The sequence below is a fragment of the Bradyrhizobium sp. LTSP885 genome (assembly GCF_000938305.1).
In the GTDB taxonomy this organism is placed as follows: Bacteria; Pseudomonadota; Alphaproteobacteria; order Rhizobiales; family Xanthobacteraceae; genus Bradyrhizobium.
Window position 1 is genome coordinate 37584 of the sequence record NZ_JYMT01000018.1, and the last position, 24626, is coordinate 62209.

Consider the following 24626-nt stretch of genomic DNA (forward strand, 5'->3'; position numbering starts at 1 on the left):
GCCCTGCCATTTCATCACGTCCCGCAATCGATTGTTCGTGCGACGCCGCTGATCCCCCCAGCGGCCTGCATCTCTTCAGGAGTTATCCATGGAAAATCTGCAAACACAGGGCATCGGCGTGCCCCGGCTGGGGCTCGGCACCTTCCGCATGCAGGGCGACGCCTGTCGTGCCGCGGTCGAGAGCGCGCTCGGGCTCGGCTACCGGCATATCGACACCGCCGAAATGTATGCCAATGAGGAGCCGATCGGGGCTGCGATCGCTGCTTCCAAGGTGGCGCGCAAGGATCTGCATGTGACCACGAAGGTCTGGCACGAGAATCTGGCGCCCGATGCCATCCGAAAAGCCTTCGACACCAGCCTGAAGAAATTGCGTCTCGACCACGTCGACCTCTATCTCGTGCACTGGCCGTCGCGGAGCATGAACCTGCCGGTGGTGTTCGAGGCGCTGATGAAGCTGAAGCAGGAGGGCCGCACCCGCGCGATCGGCGTTGCGAACTTCACGACGGCGTTGTTGAAAACGACGGTCGAGGACATCCGGGCGCCGATCGCCTGCAACCAGGTCGAGTATCACGCGATGCTGGACCAGACGCCGCTGCGAAAATATCTCGCCGCGAAATCGATCCCGCTGGTCGCCTATTGTCCGTTGGCGCAGGGGCGGTTTGCCACCGATGAGACGCTGACGAAGATCGGCAGGAAGCATGATGCGACCGCAGCACAAGTGGCGCTGAAATGGCTGCTCGACCAGGACGGCGTTGTAGCGATCCCGAAAGCCTCGCGCGCCGAGAGCCAGCAGGCCAATCTCGATGCGTTGAAGGTCAAGCTCGACGACGCCGACCGCAAGGCGATCGCCGCGTTGCCCAAGGACAAGCGCTGCGTCAATCCGGGTTTTGCACCCGATTGGGATTGATGATGGATTGACAATGAAAATGGCTCCGCAAGGAGCCATTTTCCGTTGTGTCGATCTTTCGTGGCAATGCCTTAGTGGCTATGCCGCATCCGGTCGTGATGGTGGTGCCGGTCACCGTGCCAGCCGCGATCATGGCGCATCTCGGCGCGGGCGTCCCGGCCGCGATCTCCATGATGGTACCCGCCGTGTTTAATCATGACGGTTTCGGCGCTGGCAATCGACGGCACCGCAACGGCAAGCGCGCCGAGCGCCGCAAGAATCAAACCAAACTTCTTCATCTCTTGTCCTCCTCAATTGAGCGAGAATGAAACAGCGCAGCGATGGGAACGTTCCTGGGAAATCGGAAAAGTTTTCTGAACGGTTGTTCAGGGACGGTGTTTTTGGCTTGCGTGGATGGATCTCTACCCCCGCTTCTCCACATTGCTGCTTCGCGTCGGCACGCCGAACTCCTTGCGACACACCTCGGCGAGCACGGCGACGCCCTCGCGGATTTGCTGATGCGAGGGGCTGGCGAAGCAGAGCCGCAGCCGGCTGCCGGAATGGGCCTTGCTGGTTGACCATTCCGGTCCCGGATTGATCGAGACGCCGGCGGCCAGCGCCGCCTGATAGAGTTTCAGCGTGTCGACATTGTCGGGCAGCTTGACCCAGAGGAAGATGCCGCCCTTCGGCGCCTCGAACTCGGCTGCGGTGCCGAACTGCTCGTTCAGCGCCTCCATCAACGTGTCGAGCTTGGCGCGCAGGCCGCGCGTCAGCCGTGGCACGTGCGTGGCGAAATGCGGGGCGCAGTATTCGGCGAGCACCATTTGCTCCAGCGCGCCGGAGCCTGCATCGGTCTTCAGCGCCAGCATCCGTGACGTCATCTCCCAGGGCGCGACGATGAAGCCGACACGTAGCGCCGGCGCGATCGACTTGGAGAACGAGCCGATATGGATTACGCCGCCATGCTTGCTCATGGCGTAGATCGCCGGCGGCCGCTCACCGCTCCAGATCAAATCGGCATAGCAATCATCCTCGAAGATCGGTACGCCATATTCTTGCGAGAGCTTCAGCATCTCGGCGCGGCGGCTCTCGGGCAGGATCGAGCCGGTCGGGTTCTGCACGGTCGGGATCGTGTAGATGTATTTCGGCGTGATGCCGCGCCGCTTGTGGTCGGCGAGCGCGGCGGCCAGCGCGTCGATCCGGATGCCGTCGCCGTCGAGCGGAATGCCGACCGCGTTGACGCCGAGCCGCGTCAGCCGGTTCAGGGAGCCCTGATAGGTCTCCTGCTCGATCAGCACCGTGTCGCCCTTGGCAAGCAGCGTCTGATTGACCAGATCGAGCGCCTGCAGCGAGCCTGATACGATCATGATCTCATCCGGCGTGCAGGCAATGCCGGCGTCGCGCTTGAGCTTCTCGCGCAGGAATTCGCGCAAGGGCATATAGCCCTGCGGCCCGTGGGCGAGGTTGTAGGTCGCGAGATTCCGGCCGTCGCGCTTCAGCACGGCGCTGACCGCCTCCAGCAGCCCGTCGACCGGGACCTGCTCGGGATCATTGTTGCCGCCGACGAAGCTGTACTTTGCAAGCCCGGTCCACCGCGCGGCCGGCGCGGGCAGGCCGGCCGGAAGCAGGGGCGCAAAGTCGAACTGGGGTGAGGTGGCCATCGCTGTTTCGCTCCGTCTTGTTTTTCGTTGAGAAGGCCTGTTGCGGCCATTCTTGAGTCAGTTCGTGCCTAAGTTAGTTCTTGCCGACCAATTTGACCGGCCGGCCCTGGCTGATGAAGGCATAGTGTCCGGCGCCGACGCCGCCGACCATCAGCGCCTCCACCACCGGTTCCGCAATCTCGTTCGTTGCCGTCCAATCGACCACGAAGTTGGCGCCGGTGCCGCCGCGGGTATCCGTGGTGGCGATGAATATCTCGACGGTCGAGAACGGTTTTAGTGCGACCGGAGATTTGAGGTAGCTCTCCACCATCTTGCCTGCTGTGTCGAAATAGGCGATCCGCTTCAGCACCAGCGGCTTGGTCTCGGACGCGTTGTGCACGCTCAGGGTTACCGAGAAATCGGCCCTGAGCTTGCCCTGGCTCATCGCGACGCTGGAATAGACCGGCACATAGAATGCTCCTGACACGGTGAGAGGCTCCGAGGGCACCGTGGTCAGCGAATTCGCAAAGTTCTGCTCGAGTGATCCGGCGGATTGCGCGATCGCATCGCCCATCCGCACGGTCAGCAGGCAGGCGAGAACACCCAAAAAAATGCCGCCTGCGCGGATGTGACACATTGCTTGGTTGATCCTCACGCTCTTCCCCCTAGGTTGCAGCTACAGGAAATCTTGACGCATGCACGAACTCATTCGCGATATCACGCTCTGCATCCTGTTTGCCTGGGGGCTCGGGCTGTTGGCCCATTTCTCCCGGCAACCGCTGATCCTGGCCTACCTTATCGCCGGCTTTTTCATTGGTCCATTCGGCATGGGCTGGGTCAAGTCCCAGGAATCGATCAGCGTCATCTCCGAGCTCGGCCTGATCTTCATGCTGTTCATGATCGGGCTGGAAATCGACCTGAAGAAGATCGTTCGCGCCGGCAAGGTGATCCTGTTTGCCGGCGCCGGCCAACTGCTGGGCGGCTGCCTCGTCGGCATCCTGTTCTTTGCGGCAATCGGGCTCTCGATCGGTGGTGGCAAGTTCGACGCACTCTATCTCTGCATCGCCTGCGCGTTGTCCTCGACCGTCATCATCGTCAAGGTGCTCTACGAGAAGCGCGAGCTCGATACGCTGCCGGGGCGGATCACGCTCGGCGTTCTGGTGCTGCAGGACATCTTCGCGATCCTGTTCCTGGCGGTGCAGCCGAGCCTCGACAACCTTCAGATCAGCGTGGTGCTGCTGTCGATCGCCAGGGTCGCGGTGCTGGTCGCGACCGCGCTGGTGCTCAGTCGTTACGTGCTGCCGCGGCTGTTCCACCAGATCGCGCGCCGGCCCGAACTGGTGCTGCTCGGCGCGCTGGCCTGGTGCTTCCTGATCGGCGAGATCGCCGAACGGCTGCAGCTGTCGCGCGAGATGGGCTCGCTGGTTGCCGGCGTCTCGCTGTCGACCTTCCCCTATGCGCTCGACGTCACCGCGAAGGTCACGACGCTCAGGGACTTCTTCATCACCCTGTTCTTTGTCGCGCTCGGCATGACGATCCCGATTCCGGGTCTCTCGGTGATCGGGCTTGCGCTGGTGATCGCGGCGTTCACGGTGGCAAGCCGCCTGGTGACGACGTTTGCGCCGCTCTATCTGATGAAGCAGGGCCTGCGCGCCAGCCTGCTGCCGGCGATCAATCTGGCGCAGATCTCCGAATTCTCGCTGGTGGTGATCCAGACCGGGGTTGCCGCCAATCACATCGCGACCGAAACCGCGAATGCGGCCTCGTTCGCCTTCGTGGTGCTGGCGGTGCTCTCGACCTTCGCGATGGGCCGCAGCGACCAGATCGTGCGTGGCCTGATCGGTCCCTTGAAGCGGATCGGCCTGCGGGACCTCGACCAGGTTCGGGAGGGCGAAAGCGGGCAGGAGGGCGGCCACGGCGAGATCAGGCGCATCGTCATCCTCGGCTTTTTTCGCGCGGCGAGCGCGCTGCTCAGCCAGGTCGAGCGGCAGAACCAGTCGTTGCTCGAGCAAATCAGCGTCATCGACTTCAACCCGCTGGTGTTCCGCACGCTGTCCGACCGCGGCTTGCACGTGATCTATGGCGACATCAGCAATGTCGACACGCTGGTGCATGCCGGCATCAGCAAGGCCGAGATTATCATCCTGAGCGTGCCGGATTTCCTGCTGGTCGGCGCCAACAACGAGAAGCTGGTGCGCCACGTCCGCAACCTGAACCCGTCCGCGAAGATCGTCGCAACCGCGGACCTGTTGGCTGACGTCGACGACCTCTATGCCGCCGGCGCCAACTACGTGACGGTGACCCGGATCAGCGACGCCGCCGAGCTCTATGCGGTGATCGAGGCCGCCGACGCCGGCCTGCTCGACGACAAGCGCGCCGAGATGGATGTCCAGCTCGGCGACCGGCGCGAGGTGTTGCCCTAGGGGCTGGCACAGACCCGCGCCACCGTCCTGGTATGCCTGCTGGACGCATGGCGGGTTGCATAATGATACTGGCGCGCGGTTCGGAACCCGGCTAATCCACTGCCTGCAAATAAATGAGATGTCAGGACAATGGCCGATACGATCCAGGAAGTGCTGCAAGCCTTTGCATTGGGCGAACTCGTCGTCGTCACCGATGATGACGATCGGGAAGGCGAGGGCGATCTGATCGTCGCGGCGTCATTCTGCACGGCGGAGAAGATGGCCTTCATCATCCGCCACACCTCGGGCATCGTCTGTGCGCCGATCACGAGCGAGGACGCGCGGCGGCTGCGGCTCGATCCGATGGTGGCGCACAACGAGTCCAATCACACCACGGCCTTCACCGTGTCGATCGACTACAAGCCCGACGGCGGCACCGGCATTTCGGCCGAGGAGCGCGCCTCCTGCTGCCGCGCGCTCGCCAATCCCAACGCCGGCGCCAACGATTTTGCGCGCCCCGGCCACATCTTCCCGCTGATCGCGCGCGACGGCGGCGTGCTGCTGCGCTCCGGCCATACCGAGGCCGCGGTCGACCTCTGCAGGCTGTCCGGCCTGCCGCCGGTCGGCGTCATCAGCGAGCTGATGAACGACGACGGCACCGTGATGAAGGGCGCGCAGGTCGCGAATTTCGCCGCCACTCACAAGCTCAAGCACGTCACGATCGCTGACATGATCGCCTATCGCCAGGCGCGCGAGAAGCTGATCGAGCGCGTCGCGACCTTCACCACCGAGAGCCCGATCGGGCCGCTTCAGGGCTATGCCTACCGCTCGCCGTTCGACGAGATCATGCACGCCGCCTTCGTCTACAACGGCATCGGCGACGGCAAGAGCGTGCTGACACGGCTGCACAAGCCCAACATCGTGAAAGACCTCTTCACCGGCCCGGCGCGGATGGAAGCCGTGCTGCGGCAGTTCAAGACGGCCGGCCGCGGCGTGCTGGTGTATTTGCGCGATGGCGCCGCCGGCGTTCCGGTCCAGCCCGTCGGCGAGGCGAAGAGCGCGGAGGCCGACCGCAACAAGCAGTGGCGCGAAGTCGGTGTCGGCGCGCAGATTCTGCGCGATCTCGGCGTCACCTCGATCCGCCATTTGACGTCGTCGGTGCACGACTACAAGGGCCTGTCCGGCTTCGGCATCGAGATCCTGTCCAACGAGAAACTCGAGACTTAGTAATTGTCATTCCGGGGCGATGCGTGAGCATCGAACCCTCAGGTGCGCAGTTGCGCACCGAGAATCTCGAGATTCCGGGTTCATCGCTGTGCGATGCCCGGGAATGACAATGATCCCAATTCAATTGCGCTTTGCAGCATAGCGCTTTAATTTATCCGCGAAATTCTGAAGACAGATACGAAAGGAAGTTTCATGAGCGTGCGCCCCCAGGCCAAGGACAAACCGGCTGCGGCCAGCTTCCAGTGGGATGATCCATTCCTGCTCGACGACCAGTTGACCGAAGACGAGCGCCTGATCCGCGACACCGCGCGGGCCTATGCGCAGGACAAGCTGGCGCCGCGGGTCACCAAGGCCTATCTGGACGAGAAGACCGATCGCGAGATTTTCAACGAGATGGGTGAGCTCGGCCTGATCGGCGTCACGCTGCCCGAGGAATATGGCTGCGCCCATGCGAGCTACGTCGCCTATGGCCTAGTGGCGCGCGAGATCGAGCGCGTCGATTCTGGCTATCGTTCGATGAACTCGGTGCAGACCTCGCTGGTGATGTATCCGATCTACGCCTATGGCGACGAAAACCAGCGCAAGACATACCTGCCCAAGCTTGCGACCGGCGAATGGGTCGGCTGCTTCGGCCTGACCGAGCCGGATGCCGGTTCCGATCCCGGCGGCATGAAGACCCGCGCCGAGAAGGTCGCCGACGGCTACAGGCTCAACGGATCCAAGATGTGGATTTCGAACGCGCCGATCGCCGACGTGTTCGTGGTCTGGGCCAAGTCGGCCGCACATGACAACCAGATCCGCGGCTTCATCCTGGAGAAGGGCATGAAGGGCCTTTCGGCCCCGAAGATCGACGGCAAGCTCTCGCTCCGCGCCTCGATCACCGGTGAGATCGTGATGGACAATGTGGTGGTGCCGGAAAGCGCGCTGCTGCCCAACGTCGCCGGTCTCAAGGGGCCGTTCGGCTGCCTCAACCGCGCCCGCTACGGCATCTCCTGGGGCGCGCTCGGCGCCGCCGAGGACTGCATGCACCGCGCCCGCCAATACACGCTCGACCGCAAGCAGTTCGGCAGGCCGCTCGCCGCCACCCAGCTGGTGCAGAAGAAGCTCGCCGACATGGAGACCGAGATCGCGCTCGGCCTGCAGGCCTCACTGCGCGTCGGCCGCCTGATGGACGAGGGCAAGATGGCCCCTGAGATGATCTCGATCGTCAAGCGCAACAATTGCGGCAAGGCGCTCGACATCGCCCGCGTGGCGCGCGACATGCACGGCGGCAATGGCATCCAGATCGAATATCACGTGATGCGCCACGCCGCGAACCTGGAAACCGTGAACACCTACGAGGGCACCCACGACGTCCACGCCCTGATCCTCGGCCGCGCCATCACGGGCATCCAGGCGTTTTCGTAAGCGACCTCACGACGACTGCGTAGGATGGGTAGAGCGAAGCGAAACCCATCTTATCGCCCGTCATGCGCCGCATGATGGGTTTCGCTGCGCTCTACCCATCCTACGAGACCGCATACGGACGCCGCCATGGCCGACAACGACGACATCCCGTTCAACCGCGATTTCCCGCTGAAGCCCGGCGTGGTCGAAGAAGTCCGCCCCGGCGTGCGGCGCGTCCTCTGCAACAATCCGAGCCCGTTCACCTTCACCGGCACGGTCAGCTACATCGTAGGCACCGGCAAGGTCGCGATCATCGATCCCGGCCCCGATGACGAGGCGCATGCGAAGGCGCTGCTCGATGCGGTCAAAGGCGAGACCGTGACGCATATCCTGGTCACCCACACCCATCGCGATCACTCGCCGAACACGCCGCGGATCAAGGCCGCGACCGGCGCGCCCGTCTATGCCGAGGGCCCGCACCGCGCCTCGCGGCCGCGCTTCGAGAGCGAGAAGCACAATCCGGAATCCGGCGCCGATCGCGATTTCCGTCCCGACGTGCAGGTCAAGCACGGCGACGTCATCGAAGGTGCAGGGTTTGCACTGGAAGCGGTCGCAACCCCCGGCCACACCGCCAATCATCTGGCGTTTGCCTGGGGCGAGCGCAGCATCAGCTTCGTCGGCGACCATGTGATGGGCTGGTCGACCTCGATCGTGGCGCCGCCCGACGGTTCGATGATCGACTACATGGCCTCGCTGGAGCGGCTCGAGCAGCGGCCCGAGCAACTGTACTTCTCAGGCCATGGTCCGGAGATTCCGGAAGGCCCGCGCTTCGTCCGCTTCCTGACGCGTCATCGCCGCGCGCGTGAGACCTCGATCCTGCACCGCCTCGGCAAGGGCGAGGCCGACATCCCGACCATGGTGCGCGCGATCTATATCGGCCTCGATCCGCGGCTCGCCAATGCCGCCGGCTATTCCGTGCTGGCGCATCTGGAGGATCTGGTTGCGCGCGGGATCGTGGCGACGGACGGCGATCCGGTGATCGGCGGGACGTACCGTTTGGCTTAAAGGCACCCCTCCATCGTCATTCCGGGGCGCGCGCAGCGCGAGCCCGGAATCCATCGGACCGCAGGCTCTGTGGCGAAATGGATTCCGGGCTCTCGCTTCGCGAGCCCCGGAATGACGAGGTAGAGATTATTTCTTCACCGTCTTGGCCGCCGGTGCCTTCGGCGCGGCCGGCGGCTTCTTCGCCGGCTTGGCGTTGTCGTTGTCGACCGCGGTATTGATATCGTCGATCAGTTTTTTCACCCGTGCGGCGTTGCTGCCGAGATCGGTATCGAAATAGCGCGAGGCGGAGCGGATATCGACCCGCGAGTCATCGCCGTCGGTCGTGACCCGGATCGAAATGTCCTCGCGGAATCCCATGATCGGCGTCCGCGCCACCGCCTCGATCCGGCCGATGCGGCGCGGCAGCTGCGGCGCGCGCTCGTCGATGACCAGCCATTTGCGGCGGTTGACCAGCCGCAGCGTCGCCTCATAGGCCCGGTCGACCGGAACCTCGAGTTCGACGGTCTCGATATCAGGGTAGGCGAGGCGCTGCCGCTCGGCCGAATAGAGGCCGGCATAGGCGGCCGGATTGGTGCCTTCGCCGGTGCGCAGCCGCGCCAGCGCCTCGAACTTCGGCGGGTCGATCGGATCGGTCGTGATGTCGTAGATCCGCGGCAGCTTCCGGTACTGATAGGTCAGGTAGGCGGGGTAGGCGAGCACGACGACATCGATCATCAGTGCGAGCAGGATCCGGCCCATGCCGCGGGTGCCGTTCTGCCAGATCGCGGCGAAGGCGGCGAGGCCGACCAGCATTGACAGGCCGGCGCAGCCCAGCGCGCCGAAGAACGTCATTAGCGCCGGCTTCACCTCGAGGAAGCCGAAGCGGACGATGATGATCGAGACCGCGACCGCGACGACGGAGAAGATGGCGAGGTTGCGCGACCAGGTGGCGAGACCGGACACGGGCTCCTGCTGGTAGGGAGCGGAAAACCTGCGCGCCATTCTCTGAAATCTGCCGGTTGGTGCTCTGCCGGGCTTGGACGCCAGGCTCCAAAGGCCGTGTGAGACCATGGACCTGCGGCAAATTCAAGGGATTTGGGGGCCGGTCCTGCCCTTCTCCCCCTGTGGGAGAAGGTGGCGCGGACGTAGTCCGCGACGGATGAGGGGTTCTCTCCGCTTGCGAGACTGTGCCGTGTGGAGAGAACCCCTCACCCGCCCGCCCTTCGGGCGGGCACCCTCTCCCACAAGGGGAGAGGGGAAAGCGCTACGCCGCCGCCGTCGGGAATCTGTAGTCCTTGAACTGGTCGCGCAGCGCAGTCTTGAGGATCTTGCCGGTCGCGGTGTGTGGAATGCCGTCGACGAAGGCGACATCGTCGGGCATCCACCATTTCGCGATCTTGCCGTCCATGAACTTCAGGATGTCCTCGCGCGAGGCATTCTGGCCCTGCTTGAGCTGCACGATCAGAAGCGGCCGCTCGTCCCATTTCGGGTGATGGACGCCGATCACCGCGGCTTCCGCGACCGCCGGATGGCCGACTGCGAGGTTCTCGAGATCGATCGACGAAATCCACTCGCCGCCGGACTTGATCACGTCCTTGGAGCGGTCGGTGATCCGCATATAGCCGTGTTCGTCCATCGTGGAGACGTCGCCGGTGTCGAAAAAGCCTTTCTCGTCGAGGATGTTGGCATCGACCCGGAAATAGGCCTTTGCGATCGCGGGGCCGGAGACCTTGAGCCGCCCGAAGGTCTTGCCGTCCCACGGCAGCTCCTTGCCGGCATCGTCGGTGATCTTCATCTCCACGCCGTATGGCGGGTAGCCCTGGGTCTGCAGGATGTCGAGCCGTTCCTCGCCAGTGCGTGTGTCGAACGGCGGCTTCAGGGTCGCGAGCGTGCCGAGCGGGCTCATCTCGGTCATGCCCCACGCGTGGCGCACCTGGCTGCCCATGTCGAGGAAGGTCTTGATCATCGAGCGCGGCATCGCCGAGCCGCCGCACACCACCATCTGCAAATCGGGCAGCTTGAGGTTGTTGGCGGCCATGTGCTGCAGCAGCATCAGCCACACCGTCGGCACGCCGGCGGTGTGGGTAACCTTCTCGGTCGAGAGCAACTCATACACCGAGGCGCCGTCGAGCTTTGGACCGGGCATCACGAGCTTGGTGCCCATCGAAGGCGCGGAGAAGGCGATGCCCCAGCTGTTGGCATGGAACAACGGCACCACCGGAAGCATTGTGTCGGCGGCGGAAGTGCCGAGCGCGTCCTTCGAATTGGCCATCAACGCATGCAGCACGTTGGACCGGTGCGAATAGAGCACGCCCTTGGGATCGCCCGTCGTGCCCGACGTGTAGCACATCGCAGCCGCAGTGTTCTCGTCGAAGGTCTTCCACTGGAACTTGCCGTCGGACGCCGCGATCCAGTCCTCATAGGCGACCGCGTTCTTCAACGTGGTCTCCGGCATATGCGCCTTGTCGGTCAGCACGATGTAGCGCTCGACGCTCGGCATCTGGCCTGCGATCTTCTCCAGCACCGGAACGAAGGTGAGGTCGGTGATGACGATGCGATCCTGGGCGTGGTTGACGATCCAGGCGATCTGTTCCGGGAACAGCCGCGGATTGACGGTGTGGCAGATCGCGCCGATCCCCATGACGCCGTACCAGACCTCGAGGTGGCGCCAGGTGTTCCAGGCGATGGTGGCGACGCGGTCGCCGAGCTTGATGCCGTCGCGTTCCAGGCTCTGCGAGACTTTCAGTGCGCGGGCATGGATTTCGGCGTAGTTGGTGCGATGAATCGGACCTTCGACCGACCGCGTCACGACCTCCTGCGTACCGTGATATTTCGCGGCGTGCTCAATAATCTTGTGACACAGCAACGGCCAGTCTTGCATCAAGCCAAGCATACGCACATTCCTCCTCGATCCTCGCGCATGATCCACCGGCATCTTGGGCGGCCGGTAGTGACATCACGGAATTGACATGAACTGTAGCGCGGAGAAAGCAAGCCGAAAATGGGCTGATGGCGCGTTTCGCCGCGGGGGCGCGGCAATGGTTACCGCTGCCATGGCCCTGCTCTGGCTTGGCATGCAGGCCGAGCCGGCGGAGGCGGCGCGCCGGCCGGCGGCCTTTCCCTGGGATGACCTGTTTGCCCGGCCGACGAAGCCGCGGGCCACCGCGCGCCACGTGGTGCCGCTGCCCAAGCCCCGCCCGGCCGAGGCACCGGCGGCGACCGAGACCGAGAAGCCCGCAGCCGAGACGCAAGCGCCGGCCGGGCCGGCCGGCCCTCCGGAGACCGCCAGACCCGCCGAGGCAGTGAGGCCTGCCGAGCCCCCGGCGCCCGCCACAGCTCAGCTCTCGGCCTGTCGGCAGGCGCTGACCGAGGAGATCGCGATCGCACCCAGCATTCCCGACATCCATGGTGCCGGCGGTTGCGGCGGCGAGGATCTGGTGCGGCTGGAAGCGATCGTGTTGCCGGACAAGCGGAAGGTAGCGGTGACGCCGGCAGCGATCCTCCGCTGCAAGATGGCAGCCGCAATCGCCGACTGGGTTCGATCCGATATCGCACCGATCGCGCAGGGGCTGGGGAGCACGATCAGCGGCCTCGACAATTTCGACTCGTTTGAGTGCCGCGGCCGCAACCGCGTCGTCGGCGCACCGCTCTCCGAGCACGGCCGCGCCAATGCGCTCGACGTCCGCGCCTTCAAGCTCGCCAATGGCACGTCGATCTCGCTGACCGATCGCAGCGTGCCGCGCGTCTTGCGTGAGAGCGTGCTGCGTTCGGTCTGTGCGCGTTTCTCCACCGTACTCGGCCCGGGCTCGGACTGGTACCATGAGGACCACATCCATCTCGACCTGATGGAACGGCGCAGCAATTACCGGATCTGCCAGTGGAACGTGTACGACCCGCTGCCGCAGACAGCGCCGCTGTTGCCGGCCGAACGCCCGGAGGAGGCGCCGCCGCGGGAGGTTGCGCGGAAGGAAGATGAGGCAAGGGGAAAGAAGGGGAATGGCGAGTAGCGAATGGCCAACCCATTTGCCATTCCCTATCCGCTATTTGCCGGCAACAAAAAAGCGCCGGCAAAACCGGCGCTTTTGAACGCGTTCGAGATACCCTGACGGATCAGTAGGCCGTGGCTCCGGCGCCCGTGTTGTTGCCGCCGCCGCCCTGCAGCGCCATCTGCGAATTGTACGGCGAGTCGCCGTGTTTCGGCTCCAGCACCACCACGACGGTGCCGATCTTGACACGGTTGTAGAGGTCGATGGCATCCACGTTGGTCATGCGGATGCAGCCCGAGGAGATCGAGGCGCCGATATATTCCGGCTGGTTGGTCCCGTGAATGCGGAACAGCGTGTCCTTGCCGCCCGAGTAGAGGTACATCGCACGCGAGCCCATCGGATTGTCCGGACCCGGTGCCACGAAGGTGGGAACGCCGAGGCGGGAGATTTCGCCGGGGGTCGGGTGCCAGGCCGGCCACTCGGTCATGCTGCCGACCTTGGCGATGCCGGACCAAGCCATCGCTTCTTCGCCGACGGTGATGCCGTAGCGGATCGCCTTGCCGTCATTCAGCACGTAGTAGAGGTAGTGGTTGTCGGAATCGACCACGATCGATCCGGGGACTTCCTTGCGGTGATATTCAACGATGGCGCGACGGAACGGCTCAGCGACCGGCGTCTGGACGAAGCTGCTCTTGGCCAGCAGTTCCTTGTCGTGCGGCTTGAAGGTCGAGGTGTTGGTTGCCTCATAGGTCGTGGCCTGCATACAGCCCGACAACATCAGGCCCGCGGCCAGAATTCCGAAAGTAACTTTGAGCGACATGATACGGTCCAATCGAAAACCCGCGCCCTAAAGCGCCAATATTGCGCCCCAAACGCCACGATTCCATTAAGGGCATTATCGCCGAAACCCCTCATTATTCCCAGCGTTTAGATGCCCCTCCCGCGATGCGGGACGCGCTCTGTGGCTTTTTTGCCGCAAGTTTTCTGGTGCCGGGCCGAATTTTGTGCAAACAGGCAACGGTCGCCGAACTGGCGCCACGTCACCGCCACCTGGCCGCCACAAATATGGATGCCCGGTTAATCCGCCGGTCATGAAGCGCTTGCCAGAATCGCGCTAAGTCCCAAGGACCTGTCTGTCGCTTGTCTCCCCGCCTGCCCGCCTGTTTCGTGGAGTTCCTTATGCTGTCGGTGTTCGTCCCTTCCGATGTCTCGCTCAAGAAGGCCGCCGTGGGCGACCTGGCGGCACTGCCCGATACCGCGGTCTGGGTCGATCTGGTGAACCCGACCGGGGAGGAGGACCGAGCGGTCGAGAGGCTGGCAGGGATTGCGGTTCCGACCCGGGAGGACATGCAGGAGATCGAGATTTCCAGCCGCCTCTATATCGAGAACGGCGCGCGCTACATGACGGCGACGCTGATGTGTCAATCCGACACCGACATGCCGCGCACCACCGCCGTTACCTTCATCCTGGCGGGACATCGCCTGGTGACGGTGCGCTACGACGTGCCGAAACCGTTCGCGCTGGTCGAGAACAAGCTGGCGCGCGCCTGCGCGCCCGGCATCACCGGCGAGATGGTGCTGATGGAACTGTTGGACGCGCTGATCGACCGTTGCGCCGACATCCTGGAGAAATGCGGCGCCGATATCGACCAGGTCTCCCATGACATCTTCGAACCCGAGAGCGAACGCCACGGCCACGCCAAGCAATATTCGCAGATCCTGATCTCGATCGGCCGCAAGGGCGACCTGACCTCGAAGGTCCGTGAAAGCCTGGTCTCGATCGGCCGCCTCGTCACCTTCCTGTCCGCGGTCATGGAGGGCGTGAAATGGTCCAAGGACATGCGCGAGCAGCTCAAGACCATGCAGCGCGACGTGGCCTCGCTGACCGACCACGCCTCCTATCTCTCCAGCAAGATCACCTTCGTGCTCGACGCCATGCTCGGCGTCGTCAATCTCGAACAGAACAACATCATCAAGCTATTCTCGGTGATGGCCGTCGTGTTGATGCCGCCGACGCTGATCGCTTCGATCTACGGCATGAATTTCAAGACGATGCCGGAACTCGAATGGGCGCACGGTTATCCGCTGGCGCTGATCATGATGCTCGCAGCCGCAATCGTCCCGTACTGGCTCTTCAAGTGGAAGAAGTGGCTGTAGATAGCGTTTTCGAGCGAAGTGGATACCGGTTCGCGTGAAGAAAACGCGTCAAACAAGAGTCCGGGGCGTCACGTTTTGGGATTGGGGCGGCTGCCTCATTTCCTCTGCTAAAATTTGAGCGTTGCGCTGAACGTTTGGGCGAAACTTGTCTGCGATAACGCCCGCCTCGAAGCCGGAGGACAGCAATGGTTGAGAAAATCATAACGCCACGGCGTAACGTCATCGATTTTGCGCGCTATCAACACGACCGCGCAGGAGGCAGGGTGCAGGCGATCTCGCCGAGACTTTGCCGCCACTGTGGCGCTGCGTTGCTCGATGGTGAGAACGAAGACGAATGCTCCAGCGCGTTGAACGACATCGCGCTGCAGCCGCTTGAGAAAACGCCGCGCAGGTTCTACGCGGATTAGGGGCAGAAGCCTCGTTGCCTCATTGCACCTGCAGTGGAAGCAATCCGGACAGACGGCCGCGGCGGCGGCCGGGATCGCTTAGCAGGAACCTTCCCCCCGCAATGACGGCCCATCCAACTCTCAGACGTGCTGACCACCGTTAATGTGGATTTCCGCACCGTTCACGTAAGAGCTGGTTTCCGTACAGAGAACGTAAATGATCTTGGCAACTTCGTCCGGCGTGCCGAGGCGATGCATCGGGATCTGCTGCTCGACGATCTTCTCGGTGCCGGGCGACAGGATCGCGGTGTCGATCTCGCCCGGCGCGATTGAATTGACGCGGACGCCGACGCGGCCGAAGTCGGACGCCATTTCCCGCGTCAGCGAAGCAAGCGCCGCCTTCGAGGTCGCGTAGGCGACGCCGGCGAACGGATGCACGCGCGAGCCCGCGATCGAGGTGACGTTCACCACCGCGCCTTTGGCGTGCTGAAGCTCATCGATCAGCCCGCGGGCCAGCATGATCGGTGCGAAGAAGTTGACGCGGAACACGTGCAGCCATGTCTCGACATCGGTGTCCATGGTGCCGAGCCGCGCGCCACCTTGTCCCTTCGGCGAGATCGCCGCATTGTTGACCAGCGCGTGCAACTCGTCGTTCACCAACCGCTTGCGGATCTCCGAGATCGCGCGAACCGTGTCGTCATGGTCGCCGAAATCGACCTCGATATGATCTTCCGGTCCCGCGCCCCAGGGGCAGATTTCCGGAAAGGCGTGCCGCGAGCAGGTGATGACGCGCCAACCGGCGGAGGCAAACCGGATGGCGGTGGCGTGGCCGATGCCGCGGCTGGCGCCAGTGAGGAGCAGGGTACGGCGCGGCGCGTTGGACGGAGGGGACATTGCTTCTTTCAGGTTGGCTTCTTTCAGGTCGGCTTCTTTCAGGTCGGCGTCGTTCAGGCTGGGATCATCACGGATAGAGCCGGACCTTGGACCAGGCCGGGCCTGCGCCGTCGCGGCGGAATTCGATGCGGTCGTGCAGGCGGTAGGGGCGGTCGTGCCAGAACTCGAAGCGTGAGGGTGTGATGCGCCAGCCGCTCCAGCCCGGCGGGCGCGGCACCTCGCCGATCAGATGTTTCGCCGTGACCTTGGCGATCGCCTGCTCGAAGGCAAACCGGCTTTCCAGCGGCTGCGACTGCTTGCTGGCCCAGGCGCCGATCTGCGCCTGTTTCGGCCGGGTGGCGAAATAGGCGTCGGCCTCGGCCTCGCTCACCGGCGTGACGGCTCCGCGGATGCGGACCTGCCGGCGCAGCGATTTCCAGTGAAACAGTAAAGCCGCCTTAGGATTTGCGGCCAATTCGCGGCCTTTGGCGCTGGCAATGTGGCTGTAGAACACGAAGCCATCGGCATCAAAGCCCTTCATCAGCACCATCCGGACGTCAGGCAGGCCGTCGGCATCGACGGTTGAGAGCGCCATCGCGTTCGGATCGTTCGGCTCGGACCTGGCAGCCTCCGCAAACCATTCGCCGAACAGGGCGAACGGATCCTCCGCTGCGGTAAAATCACCCGATGTTAACGGTGCCGGGTGTTTGATGGAGGTCGTGTCGGTCATGTCAGGGGTTCCGATTTGCATCTGCCCGCGTCCCAGAACGCGTTATTAGCCCTATATAGAACATGGGCGCGCGTTGGCCTATCCGCGATCCGTCCCGCGGGCGCGGTGGTGACATTGATTCTCATCGGCGTCGGTGCAGGCGGCTGCAGCCTGTCGCGCAACGATGCCTTCGCCAAGATGGACGACAAGGATGTGACGGGATCGATCAGCCCGACCAAGGCGAGCGCGCAGATGCCGTCGGAGGGCGATCTCGCCTTCGCCCGCAACGCCGCCTCCGACGTCCTGACGAAGGGCGACAAGGACGCCAGCCAGCCATGGGAGAATCCCGAGACCGGCGCGCGCGGCTCGGTGACGCCGCTGGCCGAGGCCTATTCGGGCGAGGACGGCCGGACCTGCCGGGACTTCCTTGCGAGCTACGTCAATGGAGCCACCGAGAGCTGGCTGCAGGGCGCCGCTTGCAAGGGTGGACAGGGACGGTGGGAAATTCATAGTTTGAAGCCGTGGAGAAAGTCCTGAGCGGTCGGCCACCGGCGTCCGCGAGTGAATTGGGACGCCGGACCAGTTGCAAAAATGCCACTGAGCCCCCAGATGTAAGCGAAGTGGGCCCAATGGGTTCCGAATTCAGGACTGTTTTTCCCATAAAGGAGACGTGACGGATGCGCGACCCCTATGAGGTCTTGGGGGTGCAGCGGAGCGCCAGCGCCGCGACGATCAAGAGCGCCTATCGCAAGCTCGCCAAGAAGCATCATCCCGACAGCAACAAAAACGACCCGAAGGCGGCTGACCGCTTTGCGGAGCTCAACACCGCCAACGAGATCATCGGCGACGAGGACAAGCGCAAGCAGTTCGACCGTGGCGAGATCGATGGCGATGGCAAGCCGCGCTTCCAGGGCTTCCCCGGCGGCGGCGCGGGTGGCCGCGCCGGTCCTGGTGGATTCGAGTCCCACACGTTCCGCGCCGGTCCTGGCGGCGGCATGGGTGGCGGCGGCTTCGAGGACATTCTCAACAGCATGTTCGGCAACGCCAATCGCGGCGGCGCCCGCGCTGGGCGCGCCAGCCCGTTCGAATTCGAGGGCGGCGGGGTCGGGGTCGACCTCGACCTTTCCGTCGCCATGACTGTCACGCTGGAGGAGTCGGTCAACGGGGGCGAGAAGCGCGTCCGGCTGCCGACCGGGCGCGAACTCAACGTCAAGATTCCCGCAGGCGTCACCGCCAGCCAGCAGATCCGGCTGAAGGGCCAGGGCGAGACCGCGCAGGGTCATCCGCCCGGCGATCTCCTGATCACGATCTCGATCGCGCCGCATCCGTTCTTCAAGGTCGACGGCAACGATCTCAGGGTCGATCTGCCTGTGACGCTGTACGAGGCCGTGCTCGGCGGCAAGGTTCGCGTGCCGACGCTTGGCAGCGCGGTCGAATTGTCGATCCCGAAAAACACCTCGAGCGGCCGCATTTTCCGCCTCAAGGGCAAAGGTCTGCCGAAGGCAGGCGTATCAGGCGATCTCTACGTCACCACCCGCATCATCCTTCCCGACGGGAACGATGCCGACCTCGAGGCATTGATGCAAACGTGGCGCGATCAACACCCCTACAATCCGCGCAGCGATCTCGGCTGACCGCCGAAAGCGCGCCTGAGATGCGAAACTGACCTGCCCCGGACTTTGCCGGGGTAGACAGACAGCATTGTGAGCGCGTCAAAGGATGAGAGGCCGTCGGTCCCGATTCTGCGGCGAGCAGACAGTCCGGCGGAAAAAGAAGTGCGGCCTCGAGAGGGGGACCAGCGCGGTACCAAACCCCAATCGAGGCCGCCTGCGCCGATCGGCGGATCGGGCGCGGATCATATTCGCGTGAGCATCCGGTGCGATATTGAGACGCGCCAATGTCGCGATTCGAAATTTTCAATGTCGGAATTGGGACGCTGAGTGAGGCTGGATTCACTCACTGCAATTGGGTGCGTCCGGAGCGGCAGATTCCCGTATAATTACGGAGATGAGCCGACAGCACCTCTCTTCGAGATGAGGCCGGTAGTCGCCACAGCTCAATGTGGACTACCTCGTTGTTGCATCGCAATGAGACTTGTTAAGCGTCGGTCGTTCAGCACGACGATCGTATACTTGCTGCTCTCTTCTCGGGTGATACGGTAAGAAATTGCAATTTGCGGGAGCTTCTATGTGAGTCACCGTATAGGTGTTTCGATTGCCGACCACTTTGGAGTCAGCGAGGAATGGTTTGACAAAGAAGGCATTTTTAACGCCAACCTAGATATCGATGCGCCGCTATTTATCGACCCATTTCTCTTGCCTGAGAGCAAACACGCTGAGTTCTCGGGTTGTGGATTTGAAACGTACGAGGAGCATTTTGGCAAAATTCATGGGCTCCTTCGTCTTAGCGAAAACGTTGGGGACAAAGCTTGGAAAGGTGCCCTGAAACAATTTCAGTTTAGCGAAGCTAAAGGGCTCAGCGGCACGTGTTTGGGCTACAGCAAGAATTCAACAAAGGGGAATGGCTTCGGCAAGAAACTATCTGCTCGCGCTCTAGTGTGGGCTAAACAAGTTGTGGATCTGGGAGTCAAAGATCCAGAGATGTTCTCGTCAATGTCTCTCTTCGAGGATGGCATTGGACCTGACCGCATAAGCGATATGGTCGCGAACATTACGCTCCCTTGCATCATCCAATTCAACAACCGAATATATTCAGAGATAGAAGAGGAATTTGGCAAGAAGATTCCTCGACAATCATTCAATCTCAAATCCCTCGTCGCTGAGTTGGCGTCAAACCCATACTCCAATATTCCAGCGCCAATTATTCTGCTCCCGCGCGACATTCTCAAGCATCTTCCGATCGTGGACGACGCTCTTAAATTGTCCGACGTGGCATTACATAATGAGCAGCTCCGGGATCGTGTAAATCAACACATTTCCGAAATTTTCAAAATCAGGACAAAGAAGGAAAAGGATTTCATCCGGAATCGAGCGATGGAGAGTAGTGCCGCTTTCCAGACCTTGCTCGACCTCCTCAAGATTATTGAGAAGGAGCCGTACGATACCCTCAAAGACCCTCAAGGACTGTTGCAATGGAGGTCGTTGGCCGAGAAGTTTTCTGGAGTTTACAAGCTTGAAATCAAGCCAGACGCTACGAAGTCACGGATTGCTCAGATAGACGAAGTTTGCTTACAAATTATCGAACAGTTCCGGCATCTCGTTGAAAACTGCAGGCTGTCGCAGTCCTTTTATGTTGACGGTGCGCCACGGCACGAACGGTTTGCGCAGTTGCTATTTTACGCGATAGCGTTCTCCTACTGCGCTGCGAATGATCTTGATATCTCGCCCGAAGCGGATGCAGGGGCCGGGCCGGTGGATTTCAAGTTCTCAAGGGGCAGCGACCGAGTGGTAGTGGAAATCAAGCTTTCGACCAACGGAAAGGTCGTTGAGGGATACGAGAAGCAATTGAAGGCCTACATGGCGGCGGAAAAGGCGACGATAGGCCACTACGTCGTTATCAATGTGGGAAGGATGGGAACCAAATGGGACCGCCTTCGGGGAATTGCTAGAAAAAGCAAGAACTTTCAGCGTGATCGGGGATTGCATCTGATCGATGGCACCCCCCGGGCATCGGCAAGCAAGCTGTAGCAGTCGGCGCCGCATCATCCGCCGCTCTTTTCCATCTGGTCGTAGACCCCCTGCGCGACCTGGGTCAGGCGGGTGCGGTCGCTGCCGCCTGAGACCACATAGGCGACGCCGCGGTCGGCCCAGAACAGCGCGCCGTCGCTGCCGTGGACGGAATAGCGCATCTGCGTCGCCTCGGTCTCCGCCTTTGCGGTGTAGACCGTGAAGCGCTCGCCGGACGTGCTCTCATACATCAGGAACGATGCCGGCCCGCTCGGTCCGGGCAGCAGTCGACCGCCGACCAGCTTCAGCCCGGCCAGCTCCGGCGCGCGGACGTCCCAGCCGCAGCGCTTGGTCAGCCACTGTTGCAAATGGTCACGCTCGCTGCCGGGCACTTCGACGGGATGACGGACCTCGACCACATAGAGGCGATGCGCATCGAGCGCATCGACCGTGAAACTCTGGAAGGTCGACGGCATGGCGGCCGCGCCGCGGGCAATCCAGCCGGCGCCGCCGCCGGCGATGAAAGCGACCAGCGTTGCCGCGATCGCGCCATAGACCCAGCGCCGCGGCTGGCGCACCAGCCGCTCGATCTCGAGCCGCTTCGGCACCGTCTCGTCCAGCACCTGATCGTAGCGCGCATGCAGCGCCTCGGCCATCGCGCGCCACGACTGCACCCGGGCCGCGTCGTCGGGATGCGCCGCGAGCCACGCCTCGACGTCGCCGCGGCGTTCGGCCGGCAGCTCGTTGTCGACATAGGCATGAAGCTCGTCTTCGGTGACGGGGATGTTGGGATCGGTCATTTCAGTCGTCTCTGCCAAATCCTGTTCAGATATCGTCCAGATCTTGCTCTGATATGCATAACGCTCGCCACTACGCTCCGTGTCATCGTCATTTCACCCGCCTGAGCGCTGGGCGCTCGCCGTCCAGCGACGCCCTGACATGGGCGCGGGCGCGGGCGAGGCGGGACATCACCGTGCCGATCGGCACGCCCTGGATGTCGGCGACCTCGCGGTAGCTCAGTCCCTCCAGCATCACCAGCAGCAGCACGGAGCGCTGCTCCTCCACCAGCGTCGACAGCGCGCGTGCGATATCGCGCCCCTCCGCCTCGGTGCCGCTGGCATCGGCATTGTTGTCGAGCAACGGCATCAAGGTCGGCCGCCGCGCCAACGAGCGCCGGCGGTTCTTGTTCAGATTGGTCAGGATCGTATAGAGCCAGCTCCTGACGTCGCCGCCGAGAAACAGCCGCTCCGAGCGCAGCGCGCGCACCAGCGTATCCTGCACCAGATCGTCGGCGATGTCGGCATCACGCGTGAGCGCGCGCGCATAGCGGCGGAGCGCCGGGATCATGGCTTCGACACTTTGACGAAACGCGGTCATGCATACCAGTCTTCAGATGGTCTCGGCGCGGATGGTTTCGGCCCGCGCCTTGCCCAACATAACACCCAAATTGCGTGACTATTCCGGTTGTGCGGATTTGCGCACCGAGAGTTAGCCGACGCCAATTTGGACTGTACCCGGTCAGAGTGCTGGTGTACCTCCCAGACCGGAAAATTCGCAGCGTGATTGGACACCCGGGAAACCTCATGTCGCAGATGTCAGGGCTGATGCAGGGCAAGCGCGGCGTGATCCTCGGCGTCGCCAACAACCGCTCGATCGCCTGGGGCATCGCCAAGGCATGCCACACCGCCGGTGCCGAGGTCGCGCTGACCTGGCAGGGCGACGCGCTGAAGAAGCGGGTCGAGCCGCTGGCCAAGGAGATCGACGCGGTCCTGCTCGGCCATTGCGACGTCACCGACGCCGCGACCATCGATGCGGCGTTCGAGGCCGCGAAGGCGCAATGGGGCAAGATCGACTTCGTCGTGCACGCGATCGCCTTCTCCGACAAGGACGAACTCGACGGCCGCTATATCGAGACCTCAGAGGCGAATTTCACCAAGAGCATGCTGATCTCCTGCTACTCGCTGACCGCGGTCGCGCAGCGCGCCGAGAAGCTGATGACCGACGGCGGCTCGATCCTCACGCTGACCTATTACGGCGCCGAGAAGTGGATGCCGCATTACAACGTGATGGGCGTGGCGAAGGCCGCGCTGGAGGCCAGCGTGCGCTATCTCGCCGCCGATCTCGGCGAGAAGAACATCCGCGTCAACGCGATCTCCGCCGGGCCGATCAAGACGCTGGCCTTTGCGGGCATCGCCGATTCCCGCTATTTGCTGAAATGGACCGAGCTGCACGCGCCGATGCGCCGCAACGTGACCATCGAGGAGGTCGGCGACAGCGGAATGTATTTCCTCTCTGACCTGTCGCGCGGCGTCACCGGCGAGGTGCATCACGTCGATTCCGGCTACCACGTCGTCGGCATGAAGCGGCTCGACGCGCCTGATGTCACGCTGGCGAAGGACTAGCCTGCCAGAGCCATGCCGGTGCCCACGATCTATTACATCCGCCACGGTGAGACGTCGTGGAATGCCGAAGGCAGGCTGCAAGGCGTGCAGGACATCGCGCTGAACGATCTTGGCCGCCGTCAGGCGGCCCATGCCGGGCGCATCCTCGCCGATCTGCTCGCCTGCGACGGTCATGACACCGCCGCGCTGTCGTTCGTCGCAAGCCCGCTGATCCGGGCGCGGGCGACCATGGAGTTGGCGCGCACCGAACTCGGCTTGCCGCCGGGCGATTACGCGCTCGATAGTCGGCTGCGCGAGATCGGCTACGGCGCGTGGGAGGGCTCGACGCTGAAGGAGGCGCAAGCCGCCGATCCCGCGCTCTATGCGCGGCGCCAGGTCGAGAAATGGACGATGTCGCCGCCCGGTGGCGAGAGCTACGTCGACGTCCAGGCGCGGATGACCGATTGGTACCGCTCGGTCACCTCCGCCACGGTCGCTGTCGCCCATGGCGGCACGGCGCGGGCGCTGATGGTGGCGCTCGGCTTCGAGACCCCGGCGAGTGCGGCGGACCTGAGCATCGAGCAGGGCGCGGTCTACGTGTTCGACGACGGGGACCTGCGGAAATATAGTTAAGGGCGCCTGTTCCCAGCCGCCGTCATTCCGGGGCGCCCGAAGGGCGAACCCGGAATCTCGAGATTCCGGGTTCGATGCTTTGCATCGCCCCGGAATGACGGCGTAGTTGTTTGACCGCAGTGCCTCCGCGCGTTACGACAAGTCAGCATTGACTTACAGCCAGCGAGCAAATGTCCTTCAACACCTTCGGCCACATGTTCCGCGTCACGACCTTCGGCGAAAGCCACGGGGTTGCGATCGGCTGCGTGGTCGATGGTTGTCCGCCGCTGATCCCGCTTAACGTAGAGGAGATCCAGCGCGATCTCGATCGCCGGCGCCCCGGCCAGTCGCGCTTCACCACCCAGCGCCAGGAGCTGGACGCGGTGAAGATCCTGTCCGGCGTGATGGCGCATCCGGAGACCGGGGTGCAGGTGACGACCGGCACGCCGATCGCGCTGTTGATCGAGAACACCGACCAGCGCTCCAAGGACTATTCCGAGATCAAGGACAAGTTCCGCCCCGGGCACGCCGACTTCACCTATGAGGCGAAATACGGCCTGCGCGACTATCGCGGCGGCGGTCGTTCCTCGGCCCGCGAAACCGCGACCCGCGTCGCTGCCGGTGCGATCGCCCGCAAGGTTATGCCCGAGGTCAAGGTACGCGGCGCGCTGGTTCAGATCGGCCCGCACAAGATCGACCGCGAGAAATGGGACTGGGACGAGATCGCCCGCAATCCGTTCAATTGCCCGGACAAGGACAAGGCGGCGTTCTTCGAAAGTTATCTCGACGGTATCAGGAAGAGCGGCTCCTCGATCGGCGCTGTCATCGAGGTCACAGCCGAGGGCGTGCCGGCCGGACTTGGCGCGCCGATCTATGCCAAGCTCGACAGCGACCTTGCCGCGGCGATGATGAGCATCAATGCGGTGAAGGGCGTCGAGATCGGTGCTGGCTTCGGTGCCGCCGAATTGTCCGGCGAGCAGAACGCCGACGAGATGCGGACCGGCAATGAGGGGACGCGGTTTCTGTCCAACAATGCCGGCGGCGTCCTCGGCGGCATCTCGACCGGGCAGCCGGTGGTGGTGCGCTTCGCGGTAAAGCCGACGTCCTCGATCCTGACCCCGCGTCGGACCGTGGACCGCAAGGGCGCCGACACCGACATCCTGACCAAGGGCCGTCACGACCCCTGCGTCGGCATCCGCGCCGTGCCGGTGGGCGAGGCCATGATGGCCTGCGTGCTGGCCGATCATTTTCTGCGCGATCGCGGGCAGACCGGGCGCTGACCCTTATATAGTGGTGGTTGCCAGATCGGGT

24 protein-coding genes are annotated in these 24626 nt (G+C 63.2%); 14 read left to right on the plus strand and 10 right to left on the minus strand.

The window, feature by feature from the left end; translation table 11 throughout:
* Positions 1–88: 88 nt before the first annotated feature.
* Positions 89–907 (plus strand): aldo/keto reductase, encoded by an 819-nt coding sequence (locus UP09_RS11435; protein WP_044538280.1) that lies wholly within the window; start codon positions 89–91, stop codon positions 905–907.
* Between the two features lie 71 nt (positions 908–978).
* Here the strand turns inward: UP09_RS11435 and UP09_RS36920 are convergent, their stop codons facing one another.
* From UP09_RS36920 to UP09_RS11450, 3 genes are all read right to left on the minus strand, one after another.
* Entirely contained in the window at positions 979–1185 is a 207-nt protein-coding gene (locus UP09_RS36920; RefSeq protein WP_082070092.1) for a hypothetical protein, read from the minus strand.
* Between the two features lie 123 nt (positions 1186–1308).
* Positions 1309–2547 (minus strand): aminotransferase-like domain-containing protein, encoded by a 1239-nt coding sequence (locus tag UP09_RS11445; RefSeq protein ID WP_044538282.1) that lies wholly within the window; start codon positions 2545–2547, stop codon positions 1309–1311.
* A 73-nt stretch (positions 2548–2620) separates the two neighbouring features.
* A complete protein-coding gene (locus UP09_RS11450; RefSeq protein ID WP_044538477.1) occupies positions 2621–3100 on the minus strand; it encodes a DUF3124 domain-containing protein in 480 nt (159 codons plus the stop codon).
* 121 nt (positions 3101–3221) lie between these two features.
* Here UP09_RS11450 and UP09_RS11455 point away from each other — a divergent pair, with 121 nt between their 5' ends.
* From UP09_RS11455 to UP09_RS11470, 4 genes are all read left to right on the plus strand, one after another.
* Positions 3222–4949, plus strand: coding sequence for a cation:proton antiporter (locus UP09_RS11455; protein WP_044538283.1), 1728 nt, complete (start codon positions 3222–3224; stop codon positions 4947–4949).
* Positions 4950–5078: 129 nt separating this feature from the next.
* On the plus strand, positions 5079–6155 hold the full coding sequence (ribB, locus tag UP09_RS11460) for a 3,4-dihydroxy-2-butanone-4-phosphate synthase (protein ID WP_044538284.1): 1077 nt from the start codon (positions 5079–5081) through the stop codon (positions 6153–6155).
* Between the two features lie 192 nt (positions 6156–6347).
* Complete coding sequence (locus UP09_RS11465; RefSeq protein WP_044538285.1) at positions 6348–7562, plus strand: acyl-CoA dehydrogenase; 1215 nt, start codon at positions 6348–6350, stop codon at positions 7560–7562.
* A gap of 126 nt (positions 7563–7688) precedes the next feature.
* A complete protein-coding gene (locus tag UP09_RS11470) occupies positions 7689–8606 on the plus strand; it encodes an MBL fold metallo-hydrolase (protein ID WP_044538286.1) in 918 nt (305 codons plus the stop codon).
* Positions 8607–8732: 126 nt separating this feature from the next.
* Here the strand turns inward: UP09_RS11470 and UP09_RS11475 are convergent, their stop codons facing one another.
* Positions 8733–9587, minus strand: a complete 855-nt coding sequence (locus UP09_RS11475; RefSeq protein ID WP_044538287.1) for a DUF1499 domain-containing protein — start codon at positions 9585–9587, stop codon at positions 8733–8735.
* Between the two features lie 262 nt (positions 9588–9849).
* Complete coding sequence (locus tag UP09_RS11480; protein WP_044538288.1) at positions 9850–11478, minus strand: fatty-acid--CoA ligase; 1629 nt, start codon at positions 11476–11478, stop codon at positions 9850–9852.
* A 76-nt stretch (positions 11479–11554) separates the two neighbouring features.
* Here UP09_RS11480 and UP09_RS11485 point away from each other — a divergent pair, with 76 nt between their 5' ends.
* Positions 11555–12592 (plus strand): extensin family protein, encoded by a 1038-nt coding sequence (locus tag UP09_RS11485; protein WP_082070094.1) that lies wholly within the window; start codon positions 11555–11557, stop codon positions 12590–12592.
* 103 nt (positions 12593–12695) lie between these two features.
* Here UP09_RS11485 and UP09_RS11490 read toward each other — a convergent pair whose 3' ends face one another.
* Complete coding sequence (locus UP09_RS11490) at positions 12696–13391, minus strand: L,D-transpeptidase (RefSeq protein WP_044538289.1); 696 nt, start codon at positions 13389–13391, stop codon at positions 12696–12698.
* Positions 13392–13750: 359 nt separating this feature from the next.
* Between UP09_RS11490 and UP09_RS11495 the strand changes: the two genes are divergently transcribed.
* Positions 13751–14728 carry a magnesium transporter CorA family protein gene (locus UP09_RS11495; RefSeq protein ID WP_044538290.1) on the plus strand — a complete coding sequence of 326 codons (978 nt, stop codon included), beginning with the start codon at positions 13751–13753 and terminating at the stop codon, positions 14726–14728.
* 185 nt (positions 14729–14913) lie between these two features.
* On the plus strand, positions 14914–15135 hold the full coding sequence (locus UP09_RS36925) for a hypothetical protein (protein ID WP_245301898.1): 222 nt from the start codon (positions 14914–14916) through the stop codon (positions 15133–15135).
* Positions 15136–15255: 120 nt separating this feature from the next.
* Here the strand turns inward: UP09_RS36925 and UP09_RS11500 are convergent, their stop codons facing one another.
* A complete protein-coding gene (locus UP09_RS11500; RefSeq protein ID WP_044538291.1) occupies positions 15256–16008 on the minus strand; it encodes an SDR family NAD(P)-dependent oxidoreductase in 753 nt (250 codons plus the stop codon).
* A gap of 67 nt (positions 16009–16075) precedes the next feature.
* Positions 16076–16717: a pyridoxamine 5'-phosphate oxidase gene (pdxH, locus tag UP09_RS11505; RefSeq protein ID WP_044538292.1), complete on the minus strand. Its 642-nt coding sequence runs from the start codon at positions 16715–16717 to the stop codon at positions 16076–16078.
* A gap of 108 nt (positions 16718–16825) precedes the next feature.
* Between pdxH and UP09_RS11510 the strand changes: the two genes are divergently transcribed.
* From UP09_RS11510 to UP09_RS11520, 3 genes are all read left to right on the plus strand, one after another.
* Positions 16826–17233 (plus strand): RT0821/Lpp0805 family surface protein, encoded by a 408-nt coding sequence (locus tag UP09_RS11510; RefSeq protein ID WP_044538479.1) that lies wholly within the window; start codon positions 16826–16828, stop codon positions 17231–17233.
* Between the two features lie 140 nt (positions 17234–17373).
* Positions 17374–18330: a DnaJ C-terminal domain-containing protein gene (locus UP09_RS11515; protein ID WP_044538293.1), complete on the plus strand. Its 957-nt coding sequence runs from the start codon at positions 17374–17376 to the stop codon at positions 18328–18330.
* Positions 18331–18885: 555 nt separating this feature from the next.
* Positions 18886–20343 carry a DUF8370 family protein gene (locus tag UP09_RS11520; protein WP_044538294.1) on the plus strand — a complete coding sequence of 486 codons (1458 nt, stop codon included), beginning with the start codon at positions 18886–18888 and terminating at the stop codon, positions 20341–20343.
* Positions 20344–20357: 14 nt separating this feature from the next.
* Here UP09_RS11520 and UP09_RS11525 read toward each other — a convergent pair whose 3' ends face one another.
* Positions 20358–21122 carry an anti-sigma factor family protein gene (locus UP09_RS11525; RefSeq protein ID WP_044538295.1) on the minus strand — a complete coding sequence of 255 codons (765 nt, stop codon included), beginning with the start codon at positions 21120–21122 and terminating at the stop codon, positions 20358–20360.
* An 88-nt stretch (positions 21123–21210) separates the two neighbouring features.
* Positions 21211–21699 (minus strand): sigma-70 family RNA polymerase sigma factor, encoded by a 489-nt coding sequence (locus UP09_RS11530; RefSeq protein ID WP_044538297.1) that lies wholly within the window; start codon positions 21697–21699, stop codon positions 21211–21213.
* Between the two features lie 206 nt (positions 21700–21905).
* Here UP09_RS11530 and fabI point away from each other — a divergent pair, with 206 nt between their 5' ends.
* The 3 genes from fabI to aroC all read left to right on the plus strand — a co-directional run bounded on the left by fabI (position 21906) and on the right by aroC (position 24595).
* The gene (gene fabI / locus UP09_RS11535) at positions 21906–22724 is read left to right on the plus strand and encodes an enoyl-ACP reductase FabI (protein WP_044538298.1); all 819 of its coding nucleotides are present in this window, start codon (positions 21906–21908) and stop codon (positions 22722–22724) included.
* A gap of 12 nt (positions 22725–22736) precedes the next feature.
* Entirely contained in the window at positions 22737–23336 is a 600-nt protein-coding gene (locus tag UP09_RS11540) for a histidine phosphatase family protein (protein ID WP_044538299.1), read from the plus strand.
* A gap of 170 nt (positions 23337–23506) precedes the next feature.
* Entirely contained in the window at positions 23507–24595 is a 1089-nt protein-coding gene (gene aroC, locus UP09_RS11545; protein ID WP_044538300.1) for a chorismate synthase, read from the plus strand.
* Positions 24596–24626 lie beyond the last annotated feature (31 nt).

Coding starts and splice junctions, on each gene's coding strand:
- UP09_RS11435 (WP_044538280.1), top strand. CDS start 89: ATGGAAAATCTGCAAACACAGGGCATCGGCGTGCCCCGGCTGGGGCTC.
- UP09_RS36920 (WP_082070092.1), bottom strand. CDS start 1,185: ATGAAGAAGTTTGGTTTGATTCTTGCGGCGCTCGGCGCGCTTGCCGTT.
- UP09_RS11445 (WP_044538282.1), bottom strand. CDS start 2,547: ATGGCCACCTCACCCCAGTTCGACTTTGCGCCCCTGCTTCCGGCCGGC.
- UP09_RS11450 (WP_044538477.1), bottom strand. CDS start 3,100: ATGGGCGATGCGATCGCGCAATCCGCCGGATCACTCGAGCAGAACTTT.
- UP09_RS11455 (WP_044538283.1), top strand. CDS start 3,222: ATGCACGAACTCATTCGCGATATCACGCTCTGCATCCTGTTTGCCTGG.
- ribB (WP_044538284.1), top strand. CDS start 5,079: ATGGCCGATACGATCCAGGAAGTGCTGCAAGCCTTTGCATTGGGCGAA.
- UP09_RS11465 (WP_044538285.1), top strand. CDS start 6,348: ATGAGCGTGCGCCCCCAGGCCAAGGACAAACCGGCTGCGGCCAGCTTC.
- UP09_RS11470 (WP_044538286.1), top strand. CDS start 7,689: ATGGCCGACAACGACGACATCCCGTTCAACCGCGATTTCCCGCTGAAG.
- UP09_RS11475 (WP_044538287.1), bottom strand. CDS start 9,587: ATGGCGCGCAGGTTTTCCGCTCCCTACCAGCAGGAGCCCGTGTCCGGT.
- UP09_RS11480 (WP_044538288.1), bottom strand. CDS start 11,478: ATGCTTGGCTTGATGCAAGACTGGCCGTTGCTGTGTCACAAGATTATT.
- UP09_RS11485 (WP_082070094.1), top strand. CDS start 11,555: ATGAACTGTAGCGCGGAGAAAGCAAGCCGAAAATGGGCTGATGGCGCG.
- UP09_RS11490 (WP_044538289.1), bottom strand. CDS start 13,391: ATGTCGCTCAAAGTTACTTTCGGAATTCTGGCCGCGGGCCTGATGTTG.
- UP09_RS11495 (WP_044538290.1), top strand. CDS start 13,751: ATGCTGTCGGTGTTCGTCCCTTCCGATGTCTCGCTCAAGAAGGCCGCC.
- UP09_RS36925 (WP_245301898.1), top strand. CDS start 14,914: ATGGTTGAGAAAATCATAACGCCACGGCGTAACGTCATCGATTTTGCG.
- UP09_RS11500 (WP_044538291.1), bottom strand. CDS start 16,008: ATGTCCCCTCCGTCCAACGCGCCGCGCCGTACCCTGCTCCTCACTGGC.
- pdxH (WP_044538292.1), bottom strand. CDS start 16,717: ATGACCGACACGACCTCCATCAAACACCCGGCACCGTTAACATCGGGT.
- UP09_RS11515 (WP_044538293.1), top strand. CDS start 17,374: ATGCGCGACCCCTATGAGGTCTTGGGGGTGCAGCGGAGCGCCAGCGCC.
- UP09_RS11525 (WP_044538295.1), bottom strand. CDS start 21,122: ATGACCGATCCCAACATCCCCGTCACCGAAGACGAGCTTCATGCCTAT.
- UP09_RS11530 (WP_044538297.1), bottom strand. CDS start 21,699: ATGACCGCGTTTCGTCAAAGTGTCGAAGCCATGATCCCGGCGCTCCGC.
- fabI (WP_044538298.1), top strand. CDS start 21,906: ATGTCGCAGATGTCAGGGCTGATGCAGGGCAAGCGCGGCGTGATCCTC.
- UP09_RS11540 (WP_044538299.1), top strand. CDS start 22,737: ATGCCGGTGCCCACGATCTATTACATCCGCCACGGTGAGACGTCGTGG.
- aroC (WP_044538300.1), top strand. CDS start 23,507: ATGTCCTTCAACACCTTCGGCCACATGTTCCGCGTCACGACCTTCGGC.